This is a genomic window from Pseudomonas sp. PvP009 (genome assembly GCF_017832995.1).
In the GTDB taxonomy this organism is placed as follows: Bacteria; Pseudomonadota; Gammaproteobacteria; order Pseudomonadales; family Pseudomonadaceae; genus Aquipseudomonas; species Aquipseudomonas syringae.
In genome coordinates this window covers 1621471-1633454 of the sequence record NZ_JAFIBG010000001.1, presented here as the reverse complement: position 1 = coordinate 1633454, position 11984 = coordinate 1621471, and the positions used below count along the sequence as shown (strand labels likewise).

The following is an 11984-nucleotide window of genomic DNA, read 5'->3' as shown; positions in this document are numbered from 1 at the left end:
CGCCCTCGGTACAGTGTGTTTGTGCGATAGAAACAAGTAACTGGATTATCGGCATGTCATGGGTGTTCAAAGGCTGCGAATGCGGCGATGACCTGTTCGACCTGAGCGCGCGACACGTTCAGGTGGGTCACCATGCGCAGCCGCGCCGAGGCCGTGAGTACGATGCCACGCTCGGCGCAGAACGCTTTGAGCGATGCCGCGCGCTCGCCGATCTGCACATAGACCATATTGGTCTGCACCGGCTCGACAGCGTAGCCGAGCCCGCTCAGGCCTTCAGCCAGAAACGCCGCGTTGGCATGGTCGTCCGCCAACCGCTCGACCTGATGATCCAGCGCGTAGAGCCCTGCCGCCGCCAGCCCTCCAGCCTGACGCATGCCACCGCCAAGCATCTTGCGCAAGCGGCGGGCCTTGGCGATCAACGGCTGCGAACCACACAGCACCGAGCCGATCGGCGCGCCCAGCCCCTTGGAAAGGCAGACCGAAACCGAATCGAAGTGCCGGGTGATCTCATGGACATCGACACCCAGCCTGACCGAGGCGTTGTACAGCCGTGCGCCGTCCAGATGGAGGGCGAGCCCCTTTTCCAGAGTCAGGGTACGCGCGGCAGCCAGGTAGTCCAAGGGCAGCACTTTGCCCTGCATGGTGTTTTCCAGGGCCAGCAGGCGCGTGCGGGCAAAGTGAAAATCATCGGGCTTGATGGCGTCGAGCACCTGCTGCAGGTCCAGGGAGCCATCGGCCTGTACCTCCAGGGGCTGTGGCTGAATGGAGCCCAGCACTGCCGCACCGCCACCTTCGTACTTATAGGTGTGGGCCTGCTGACCGACGACGTACTCATCGCCACGTTCACAGTGCGCCATCAGCGCCAGCAGATTGCTCATGGTGCCAGACGGCACGAACAGCGCGGCATCGAACCCGAGGCGTCCGGCAAGCGTCGCTTCGAGCAGATTGACGGTAGGGTCCTCGCCGTAGACATCATCGCCAACGGGCGCACGTGCCATGGCATCAAGCATGCCGGCCGTGGGCAGAGTCACTGTGTCGCTGCGCAGATCGATGACAGTCACGAAAAAGCTCCCTGAAGTTGAAGATCGATAATGCATGCAACCTTTGGCTTGCAACAAGGCATTACTGACGACGCGGTACATGATAATCAAGCGCCGCCGCTCTCGATACTCCGACTCCTTATAAGAAAAAGGCAGGTATACCGTACGAAAGTGTCCATGCATGATCCAGCGAACTATGATAAAAATCTCGCGCCGGCCACGTAAAGTGACGGCAACGTTCTCAGGGCGGGGTGTAATTCCCCACCGGCGGTAATGACGCGCAATGCGTCTAGCCCGCGAGCGCTTGGGGGTCGTGGCGTTGGCCGCGATCTGCAAGGTCAGCAGACCCGGTGTGATTCCGGGGCCGACGGTCATAGTCCGGATGAAGAGAGAGCGGGATTGGCGTCAACAAGAACGTCTGCAAAACCTATCCATGAACGACATCGTTCAGGAGGCTTTCCTACGCAGCTTGAATCCCTTTCGATCCAAATGCCCTGTTTTTTCCATAAACAGGAGTCAGAACACGTGCAACCAACCGCAATCGACAGCAAAAGCAAAAGCCACGCAAACGAGCGTGTCGCGTTCATCCAGGCCTGCTGGCACAAGGATATCGTCGACCAGAGCCGTAAAGGTTTTATCGCCGAGATGGCCAATCAGGGCTACGCCGAAAGCGATATCGACATCTTTGAAGTGGGCGGCGCCTTTGAAATCCCGCTGCATGCAAAACTGCTGGCCAATACCGGCCGCTACGCTGGCATCGTCGGCGCCGCACTGGTAGTGGATGGCGGCATCTATCGTCACGAGTTCGTCGCGCAGTCAGTGGTCAGTGCGCTGATGCAGGTCCAGCTGGAAACCGAAGTACCGGTGTTCTCCGTGGTCCTGACACCGCATCACTTCCATGCCGGCGAAGAGCATCAGAAGTTCTTCTTCGATCACTTCGTGCACAAGGGCGAAGAAGCAGCCAAGACCTGCGCTGACACCCTGAACAAGGTACGTAGCCTGCGCCGTCTGGATGCACAGCAGAAAGCGGCCTGCTGAGACGCAGCATCGGTAGGTGTTCTCCCGGACACCTATCGTTCTGGACGCTTTGCGTCCGATCCTGAGGGTGCCGAGCGATCAGCCGAGGCTATCCGCATCAGTGGGTACGATCAGAATCCCCGCCCGCAGGCCGTTTTTGACCCTGGGGTTGGGGAAGATGATTCTCGCGCCCTCTTCTTCCACTACCCAGCGTGAACCACCCGCGTCTTCGGCCAGCACGTAGCCCTTTTCCAGCGGGGAGAAGTTCTCGACGTCATCGGCCAGGTTGAAGGTGAACGCATCGGTGCGCTTGATCACTTCCCGCGCCACGCTGAACAGTTGCAACCCTTCAAGATCGTCATCCAGCTCAGGTTCAGTGCCCTCGATGAGCTGCTCGATACACAAGCGCAGCGGCCCGAGATTGACCTGCTGGTTATGCCCGAACGGCCGCGCCTTGCCCAGTTCCAGAGTGAAAGCCTCGGCCCCCAATTGATCGTAGGTGTAGGCGCTGAAGACAATGGACGGCTTGTTCTGCAGCAGCACCGCACTCATGCCCGCCGCTCGTAGCCTGGCCAGCTCAAGCCGGGAATGCTGACGTCCTTCCTTCCACGGGTACAGCGCGAACTGTTCGATCGTCGAGCCGCGAATGGCGGTGTGCAGATCGTAATGCAGCCGATAACGCTCCGGCAGACTGAAAAAGCTGGCGGCCAGTCGCTCCAGCTCGCAGGCCCGCAAGGCCTCGGCGCCACCGCTTTGCAGATGACGGCCGTTGAACAGCCGATTGACGTCCTGCTCGACAAAACGCGCCCCGCGTCGCATGGCGTCGGGATTGCCGAACAGGAACAGAATACGTGCGCGCGGTTTCAGGTCGCCGCGCGCAATGCTGCGGATCAATTCATCCAGCAGCTCAATGGGCGCAGTCTCGTTGCCATGGATACCGGCAGACAGCAGCAGGTCAGTGCCATTGTCACGAGCCTCTGGCGGGCGGACTTCCAGTGCGCCCTCGCCCATCCAGCGCATGCGCACGCCTTCGACGGTCAGTTGAGTCTTTTCCGCCGGCTCACGTCCAGCCAGGGTCAGTTCAAGCAGTTTGCCGAGGGCGAGCATGGCGCGCTTCCTTAGTGGTTGCAGTCAGGGCCGTGAACGTGACCGTCTTCCTCGACGCCCATGTCGGCCGGCTCCATTTCCAGTTGCAGGCTGACCAGGTTGGTCGCCAGCGGACGCAGCAGCAGGTTGGCGTATTCGGCATCGTCCTCTTCGACGTCAACGCCGATCAGCAACTGGCCACGGCCATCCTGCTGAATCCACAGTTCCTTGCCCTGCCAGATGACGGCAACGCGGGTGCAGGACGTTTCCAGCTGGGTGCCATCAGTGTCTTCAAGGATCAGTTGCAGGGCGTCGCTCATATAAAAATGCTCTCTATAAAGGAAATAGTGCGCCGGACAGTGGCCCGACGCGCAGGATGCTTCAATTCAGTTGAAATGGATAAACCGCGCCCAGTTTAAGGATTTGCGTCAGTTCATCCAATGCCGCGCGGCATTCGTTGAGCAATCGAGGGTCGGCCAGATCGCTTTCACTCATGCGGTCCCGGTAGTGCCTGTCGACCCACTGCGTCAACGTTTCGTACAACGGCGCAGTCATGATCACCCCCGGATTCACCGCCGCCAGCTCGGTGTCGTTGAGTGCTACACGCAAGCGCAGGCAGGCTGGACCACCGCCGTTCTGCATGCTTTGCTTGAGGTCGAACACCTTGACCTCGGCAACCGGGCTGTCATCGGCGATCAATCGTTGCAGGTAAGCCCAGACACTCGCGTTCGCCTGGCATTCCTGCGGCACTATCAGCAGCATCGAGCCATCGGACCGCGACAACAGCTGGCTATTGAACAGGTAGGAGCGCACGGCATCCTGAACCGAGACCTCGGCACGCGGTACGCAAATCGCCCGCAACTGCCCGCCGACACGACTGAGCTTGTCGCGCAGCTCATCGAGCATCGGTTCGGTATTGAGGAATGCGTCCTGGTGATAGAACAGCACCTCACCGTTGCCGACCGCAATCACATCGTTGTGGAACACCCCCTGATCAATGACCGCCGGGTTCTGCTGACTATAGACCACGCCGGCCTCGCTCAGGCCGTGCAGCCGAGCAACGGCGCGTGACGCCTCCAGGGTCTGACGCGCCGGGTACTTCTGCGGCGCCGGGTAGCGCGTGTCGAAGGCACTGCGGCCGAACACGAAAAACTCGACCCCGGCCTCGCCGTAATCACGACAGAAACGGGTGTGGTTGGCCGCGCCTTCATCGCCAAACTGCGCGACAGCCGGTAGCGCAGGGTGATGAGCGAAATGCTTTGCATCCGCGAACATCGCGCCGAGCACGCGGGTGGTGGTCGGATGCTCGATGCTGCGGTGGTATTTGCAGTTGAGGTTGGCCGCCGTGAAATGCACGCGCCCATCGGCAGTGTCGGCACTGGGGCTGACCGTGGCCGCGTTGGCCACCCACATGCTGGATGCCGAGCAACTGGCGACCAGCAACGGCATGTCCTGACGGGCCGCTTTTTCAATCACCTGCTCATCGCTGCCGGTGAAGCCCAAACGGCGCAGGCCGGACACATCAGGACGTTCCTGCGGTGCCAGTACGCCTTGGGTAAAACCCAGGTCCATCAGCGCTTTCATTTTCGCCAGGCCTTGCAGCGCCGCCTCACGCGGGTTGGCGCTTTGCTGGCTGTTACTCTGGGAGGCAACGTTACCGTAGGACAACCCGCCGTAGTTGTGGGTTGGCCCGACCAGACCGTCAAAATTCACTTCACAGGACTTCATCGGCAAGGCTCCGTGGATCTGTTTTTATAAGCAATCGTGCGCAATGTCAGCTCAGCCTGATACCGGGGGTCAGTGTCGCAGGCAGCGTCAGGCTGCCGGCCTCCAGCGAAGCCACCGGATAGGCGCAGTAATCGGCCGCATAATAGGCGCTGGCGCGATGGTTGCCCGAGGCGCCTACCCCGCCAAACGGGGCGCTGCTGGCGGCTCCGGTCAACGGTTTGTTCCAGTTGACGATCCCGGCACGGCTGTGCAGCCAGAACTGCTGATAGCGCGCTTCGGAGTCAGACAGCAGACCTGCCGCCAGGCCATAACGGGTGGCGTTGGCTTCGGCGATGGCGGCGTCGAAACCGGCGTAGCGGATGACCTGCAGCAGCGGGCCGAACAGCTCTTCGTCGGGTCGATAGGGCACCGCGCTGACATCGATAATGCCCGGCGTCAGCAGCGCCGAGCCGGGCTGCGGCTGGCGCATTTCCAGCAGGGTCAGTGCGCCGTTGGCGAGCAGATTGCGCTGCGCGTCGAGCAAGGCGCGTGCAGCCTCCAGCGAAATCACCGAACCCATGAACGGCGCAGGCTGTTGATCGAACGCACCGGCTTCGATAGTAGCGCTGACGCCCACCAGTCGTGCCAGCAAGGCATCACCCCAGTCGCCTTCGGGCACCAGCAGACGACGCGCACAGGTGCAGCGCTGGCCCGCGGAAATGAAGGCTGACTGAATGATGGTGTACACCGCTGCATCGATGTCCTGAACCTGATCGACGATCAACGGGTTGTTACCGCCCATTTCCAGGGCAAGGATCTTGTCCGGCCGACCGGCGAACTGCTGATGCAGCGCATTGCCGGTCCGGCTCGACCCGGTGAAGAACAGGCCGTCGATACCCGGATTGGCCGCCAGCGCGATTCCGGTTTCGCGACCGCCCTGCAGCAGGTTCAGAACCCCGGCAGGCAGTCCGGCTTCGATCCAGCACTTGACGGTCAGCTCAGCGACTTTCGGTGTCAGTTCGCTGGGTTTGAACAGCACCACGTTGCCCGCCAGCAAGGCCGGGACGATATGGCCGTTGGGCAGATGCCCGGGAAAGTTGTACGGGCCGAACACGGCGACCACGCCGTGCGGCTTGTGGCGCAGTACCGCAGTGGCGTCGCCCAGTGGCCCGCTCTTTTCGCCGGTTCGTTCGCGATAGCTCTGCACCGAGATGGCAATCTTGTTGACCATGCTGGTCACTTCGGTCGCTGATTCCCACAACGGTTTGCCGGTCTCTTCACCGATGCAGTGCGCCAGCGCGTCGGCGTGATGTTTGAGCCGTGCAGTGAAGGCCTCCAGTACCGCGATGCGCTGATCCAGAGACAGCAGCGCCCAGGCAGGAAATGCCTGACGCGCCGCCTGCACCGCCTGCTCGACCTGCGCGGCGCTCGCCCCACGCCCGGACCACAGCACCTGCTGGGTCACCGGGTTCAGCGAATCGACCACCTCACCCTGCCCGTCCTGCCAGGCACCTGCGATGTAAAGGCTATTCATCAAACGCCCTCCCGTGCCGCAGACAAGGGCACCGCGCGCACATTGTCGCCCGCACTCATGCGCAGGCGCTTGGCGGTCTGCGGAGCGACGACCAGCGTACCGGCGGCAAAACGCGCAGCGCCTACCGTTACGCGGCAGTCTTCACGCTTGCGGTTGTAGATCAGGAACTGTGGAGCGTCGTCACCTGGCGTGCCGATGGCCAGCACCAGCGCCTGGCTGTCCTTGATTGCGCGAATCTTGCCGGTCTCGCACTCGATGGCCGGGCCGGCATCGAAGATGTCGACATAACCCTGATACGAAAAGCCTTCGCTCTTGAGCATGGTCAGCGCAGGCTCGGTGTCGGCATGCACCCGACCGATCACGTTGCGTGCGTCTTCGGAAAGAAAGCAGCTGTACAACGGAAACTTGGGCATCAGTTCGGCGATGAATGCCTTGTTTCCCACGCCGGTCAGGTAATCCGCTTGGCTGAACTCCATCTTGAAGAAATGCCGCCCCAGACTTTCCCAGAACGGCGAACGGCCCTGCTCATCGGACATGCCGCGCATTTCGGCAATGATCTTGTTGCCGAACAGCCTGGGGAATTCGGCGATGAACAGCATGCGCGCCTTGGACAGCAGGCGACCGTTGAGGCCGTTACGCGAATCACTGTGCAGGAATAGCGAGCACAGCTCGGAATTGCCGGTCAGGTCGTTGGCCAGGAACAGGGTCGGAATTTCCCGGTAGATGTTCAGCTCCTGTGAAGCGCTGACGGTCAGACCGACCCGGTAGTTGTACCAGGGCTCGCGCAGACCGACCGCTCCGGCAATGGCGGAAATGCCCACCACCCGGCCGTCGTCGTCTTCCAGCACGAACAGGTAATCGGCGTCGCCGCGCTCGGCTTCTCCGCGAAAGGTCTTTTCAGCCCAGCCTACCCGGTGCGCCAGACGCTGCTCATTGGCGGGCAGAGTCGTCAGACCGGCACCGGTGCTACGCGCCAGCTCGATCAACGCGGGCAGGTCGCTGCTGCGTACAGGACGAACGATCATGTTATCTCCTCAGCGGCTCATCAAGAGCCTTGAAACTCGCTAATCAGCTATCGAACGTCCGGTTCAGACCGCGACAATCCGTACACTGGCACCTTCACCAACACCCAGGGCATCGGCAGCCTGGAGACTCAGCACCACCGGCCTGCCGGGCGCCCAGTCCAGTTCCAGCAGCACCGCGCGGTAGTCCTGCAACAGGCCATTGGCGATCAGATACAGACGCCCGCCCTTGCCGACATCGCTGCCTTGCCCGGGCTCGACCTTGACCGGAACCAGACGGCTCTGGGCAATCGAACGAATCCCGGACACCCGAGCGTGCAGCGTCGGTCCACCGTCGAAAATGTCGATGTAGTGATCGGTTTCAAAGCCCTCGCGCATCAGGATGTCGAAGGTGATCTGCGCGCGCGGATGTACCTGTCCCATGGCTTCCTGCGCTGCGTCGGGCAACAGTGGCACGTAGATCGGGTAATGCGGCATCAGCTCGGCGAGGAAGGTCCGGCTTTTCAGCCCGCACAGGCGCTCGGCAGCGGCGTAATTGATATCGAAGAAGTTGCGCCCGATGGCATCCCAGAACGGTGAGTCGCCCTGCTCATCGCTGTAACCGACGATCTCGGTCACCACCGAATCGGCAAAGCGCTCGGGGTGACTGGCGACAAACAGCAGACGGCCGCGCGAATTGAGCTCCGACCATGCCGTCCCGACCAGCTCCGGGACCACGTAAAAACTGGTCAACAGGCTGTTGCCGGTCAGGTCATGACACTGCGACAGCACGTGAATCTTGTTATGGATCTTCAGTTCGCGGGAAGCATGCACGAAGGTTTCGTTGCGAAAACTGTAGAACGGCTCGGAGTAGCCCGCCGAGGCCACGATGCCCGAGCAGCCCACCAGCTTGCCGCTTTCGCTGTCTTCGAGCACGAAGAAGTAGGTTTCTTCGCCGTTGAAGCTGACTTCGGCGGCAAACGACGCCTCCGACGAGCCGATCTTGTCGGTCAGGCGGCCAGCATCGTCGGGCAAGGACGTGACACCGATAGGGCTGTCGGCAGCGAGGCGTTGAACCTCGGCCAGGTCAGCCATTTGCGCAGGGCGCATTACCAGCATGGTGCCACTCCTTGTAGATCGACCAGCCTTTACGACCGGCGCTAGTAAAAGCACCACATGGCGTCAGGCCGCATGGCGCAGGAAACAGGTGCGGCGTCCGCCATCAAGCGGACACCGCAAGGCTGCCATCGAATCAGGATGTCAGTTTGGCGATGGCGCGTTCGAAGCGGTTCAGGCCCTCTTCGATGTCTGCGTCTTCAATCACCAGGCTCGGCGCGAAACGAATCACGTCAGGGCCGGCCTGCAGGATCATCAGGTCCTGGGCCTCGGCCGCATTGAAGATGTCCTTGGCCTTGCCTTTCCAGGCATCGGACAACACGCAACCGATCAACAGGCCCAGACCGCGCACTTCGCTGAACACGCCGTATTGCTGGCCGATACTTTCCAGACGGGTCTTGAATTGCTGATGCTTGCGCTGCACGCCCGCAAGCACTTCAGGCGTATTGACGACATCGATGACCGCCTCACCGACCGCGCAGGCCAGCGGGTTGCCGCCATAGGTGGTGCCGTGCACGCCGACCGCGAAGTGCTTGGCGAGCTTTTCAGTGGTGAGCATGGCCGCCAGCGGGAAACCGCCGCCGATGCTCTTGGCGCTGGAAAGGATGTCCGGGGTCACGCCGTAATGCATGTAGGCGAACAGATGACCGCTGCGGCCCATGCCGCTCTGCACTTCATCGAACACCAGCAGGGCGTTGTGCTCGTCACACAGCTTGCGCGCACCTTGCAGGTATTCCAGCTGACCCGGCAGAACACCGCCCTCGCCCTGAATCGGCTCCAGCACCACGGCACAGGTCTTGTCGGTAACAGCGGCCTTCAGTGCGTCGAGGTCGTTGTACGGCACATGGCTGATGCCGGTGATCTTCGGCCCGAAACCATCGGAGTACTTCGGCTGCCCACCCACGCTGACGGTGAACAGGGTGCGGCCATGAAAGCTGTTCAGCGCCGCGATGATTTCGTACTTCTCCGGGCCGTACTGGTCATGCGCCACACGGCGTGCCAGCTTGAAGGCGGCTTCGTTGGCTTCAGCACCGGAGTTACAGAAGAACACGCGCTCGGCGAACGTCGCATCCACCAGTTTTTTCGCCAGACGCAGGGTCGGCTCGTTGGTGAAGACGTTGGACACATGCCAGAGGTTATTGGCCTGCTCGGTCAAGGCACCGACCAGCGCCGGGTGGCAGTGGCCCAATACGTTGACGGCGATACCGCCCGAGAAATCCACCAGTTCGCGCCCCGCCTGATCCCAGACCCGGGAGCCCGCACCGCGCACAGGGATGAACCCGGCCGGGGCGTAATTGGGGACCATTACCTGGTCGAAATCGGCGCGTTGCACCGCAGCATGCTCAACGGACATCGGAGTCTCCTGATGAGGAACGCCTGCCTGAAACTGGCGAGCGATGGAAAGATTGTAAGGACTGATTTGTGTTCGGCCTTGCCGCCAGGCGACAACTTGTTACAGCGCAAAACCGGGTTTTTTCAAGGTTTTCGGCAATGCGACAATTTGCGTCACAAAGGCGCAGTTTAAACGGATTGAGGCGGGCCTGTCTGGACCTGAGCTGTCGCGGCAGCACTTCTATCGCGACAAGACAATCAACCGCGTTCGGCAGGCACAGGGGAAAGTTCGAACGGGCTGCTGCTGCGTCGCTGATTGCGGTCTTCACGCGGCGTGGCACCGAAGAAATTGCGGTAGGCGCTGGAGAAGTGCGGTCCCGAGGAAAAACCGCACGAAAGGCCGATCTGAATGATCGACTTGCTGGTCTGCATCAGCATCTGGCGCGCCTTGTTCAGGCGCAGCTCCAGGTAGTACTGGCTGGGCACACGGTTGAGGTACTGCTTGAAGATCCGTTCCAACTGACGACGAGACACGCACACATGCTGAGCGATTTCGTCGGTGGTCAATGGCTCTTCGATGTTGGCTTCCATCAGTAGCACCGCCTGGGTCAGCTTGGGATGGCTGGAGCCCAGACGGTTCTGCAGCGGAATGCGCTGACGCTCGCCGCCTTCGCGAATGCGCTCGACCACCAGCTCTTCGGAAACCGCCCCGGCCAGTTCGGCCCCATGATCACGGGACAGCACTGCCAGCAGCAGGTCGAGCACCGACATGCCACCACAGGCGGTCAGGCGATCCCGATCCCAATCGAACAAATGGCTGGTGGCAATGACCTTGGGGAAACGCTCGGCAAAGTCGTCCTGCCAGCGCCAGTGCACGGCGGCACGGTAGCCATCCAGCAGGCCCAGTTGCGCAAGCGGATAGACGCCCGCCGACAGCCCGCCAATCGAACAGCCGGCACGCACCAGTTGCTTGAGCGCGCTGCCCAGCGCCGGGGCCACACCTGCAGGAGGCTCGTCAGCCAGTAAAAACAGCTTCTGAAAGCCTTCCAGCCGGCCGGCCCAGGGCTCACCCGGCAATTGCCACGCGCCGGCGAGCGCCGAAGGCTCCGTGGCCTCGGCCTGCAGGAACGACAGCTCATAGACCACTTCAGGGTGAACGCGCTGCGCAACGCGCAAGGCTTCCTCGGCCAGTGCCAGGGTCAGGGCTTTGGTGCCAGGCCAGACGAGGAAACCTATTCGATGGGCAGTCATTGGGACATCCGATACGTATTGCCGCAAAAGCCGAGCCTTGGAAGATAGCTCGATCTGGAACATCCAGGTCGTGTCGCGCGTCGCGCAGCATGCCCTGTTCTGCCATAAAAAGGCATCGTCATACGCTGCCGATCGTCACTTCAGGCTGCCGGACAGGAATTGCTGCAAACGCTCGGTCTGCGGATTGGCCAGCACTTCGCGCGGGGCACCACGCTCCAGAACGACACCCTGGTGCAGGAAAACCAACTGATTGGAGACCTCACGGGCGAAACCCATTTCGTGAGTCACCACCACCATGGTGCGGCCTTCCTGAGCCAGGCCCTGCATGACCTTGAGCACGTCACCGACCAGCTCCGGGTCCAGCGCCGAGGTCGGCTCATCGAACAGCATGACCTCGGGCTCCATCGCCAGTGCGCGGGCAATCGCCACACGCTGCTGCTCACCGCCGGACATGTGCCCAGGGTAAGCGTCCTTGCGATGGGACACGCCGACTTTGGCCAGATAATGTTCAGCCTTTTCCAGCGCTTCCTTTTTCGACACACCCAGCACATGGACCGGCGCTTCGATGATGTTCTGCAGTGCCGTCATGTGCGACCACAGATTGAAGTGCTGAAACACCATCGACAGGCGTGAACGCATACGCTGCAATTGCTTGGCGTCGGCAGCTTTCAAACCGCCTTCCTTATTCGGCACCAGCTTCAGCTCTTCGTTGTTGAGCAGGATCTTGCCGGCATGGGGCTGTTCGAGCAGGTTGATGCAGCGCAGAAAGGTGCTTTTGCCAGAGCCGCTGGAGCCGATGATGCTGATGACATCGCCGGCCTTGGCGGTCATGGACACACCCTTGATCACTTCGTGACTGCCGTAGCGCTTGTGCAGGTCCTGCACTTCCAGTTTGTTCAT

The 11984-nt window shown here is 61.3% G+C and carries 11 protein-coding genes and 1 riboswitch; of the genes, 1 reads left to right on the top strand and 10 read right to left on the bottom strand.

Annotation, left to right across the window (positions count from 1 at the left end; translation table 11 throughout):
• Positions 1–56: 56 nt before the first annotated feature.
• Complete coding sequence (ltaE, locus tag JOE29_RS07235) at positions 57–1061, bottom strand: low-specificity L-threonine aldolase (RefSeq protein ID WP_210079227.1); 1005 nt, start codon at positions 1059–1061, stop codon at positions 57–59.
• Positions 1062–1273: 212 nt separating this feature from the next.
• Positions 1274–1439: riboswitch (FMN riboswitch) on the top strand.
• Between the two features lie 126 nt (positions 1440–1565).
• On the opposite strand from ltaE, the gene JOE29_RS07230 reads away from it, so the two are divergent.
• Complete coding sequence (locus JOE29_RS07230) at positions 1566–2078, top strand: 6,7-dimethyl-8-ribityllumazine synthase (RefSeq protein ID WP_003369893.1); 513 nt, start codon at positions 1566–1568, stop codon at positions 2076–2078.
• 78 nt (positions 2079–2156) lie between these two features.
• Here JOE29_RS07230 and astE read toward each other — a convergent pair whose 3' ends face one another.
• The 9 genes from astE to JOE29_RS07185 form a co-directional block, all read right to left on the bottom strand.
• Positions 2157–3164, bottom strand: a complete 1008-nt coding sequence (gene astE, locus JOE29_RS07225; protein ID WP_044313591.1) for a succinylglutamate desuccinylase — start codon at positions 3162–3164, stop codon at positions 2157–2159.
• A gap of 11 nt (positions 3165–3175) precedes the next feature.
• On the bottom strand, positions 3176–3463 hold the full coding sequence (locus JOE29_RS07220) for a hypothetical protein (RefSeq protein WP_003314741.1): 288 nt from the start codon (positions 3461–3463) through the stop codon (positions 3176–3178).
• A 61-nt stretch (positions 3464–3524) separates the two neighbouring features.
• On the bottom strand, positions 3525–4871 hold the full coding sequence (gene astB, locus JOE29_RS07215; protein ID WP_044313590.1) for an N-succinylarginine dihydrolase: 1347 nt from the start codon (positions 4869–4871) through the stop codon (positions 3525–3527).
• Positions 4872–4917: 46 nt separating this feature from the next.
• Positions 4918–6387, bottom strand: a complete 1470-nt coding sequence (gene astD / locus JOE29_RS07210) for a succinylglutamate-semialdehyde dehydrogenase (RefSeq protein ID WP_210079225.1) — start codon at positions 6385–6387, stop codon at positions 4918–4920.
• On the bottom strand, positions 6384–7409 hold the full coding sequence (gene astA, locus JOE29_RS07205) for an arginine N-succinyltransferase (RefSeq protein WP_004404400.1): 1026 nt from the start codon (positions 7407–7409) through the stop codon (positions 6384–6386). The genes astD and astA overlap by 4 nt, the downstream gene beginning before the upstream one ends.
• Positions 7410–7472: 63 nt before the next feature.
• Positions 7473–8504 carry an arginine/ornithine succinyltransferase subunit alpha gene (gene aruF, locus JOE29_RS07200; RefSeq protein WP_003424821.1) on the bottom strand — a complete coding sequence of 344 codons (1032 nt, stop codon included), beginning with the start codon at positions 8502–8504 and terminating at the stop codon, positions 7473–7475.
• A gap of 133 nt (positions 8505–8637) precedes the next feature.
• Positions 8638–9855, bottom strand: a complete 1218-nt coding sequence (locus JOE29_RS07195) for an aspartate aminotransferase family protein (RefSeq protein ID WP_004416903.1) — start codon at positions 9853–9855, stop codon at positions 8638–8640.
• Between the two features lie 236 nt (positions 9856–10091).
• Positions 10092–11084, bottom strand: coding sequence for a transcriptional regulator ArgR (argR, locus tag JOE29_RS07190; protein ID WP_003424817.1), 993 nt, complete (start codon positions 11082–11084; stop codon positions 10092–10094).
• 135 nt (positions 11085–11219) lie between these two features.
• Positions 11220–11984, bottom strand: a complete 765-nt coding sequence (locus JOE29_RS07185) for an ATP-binding cassette domain-containing protein (RefSeq protein WP_004416899.1) — start codon at positions 11982–11984, stop codon at positions 11220–11222.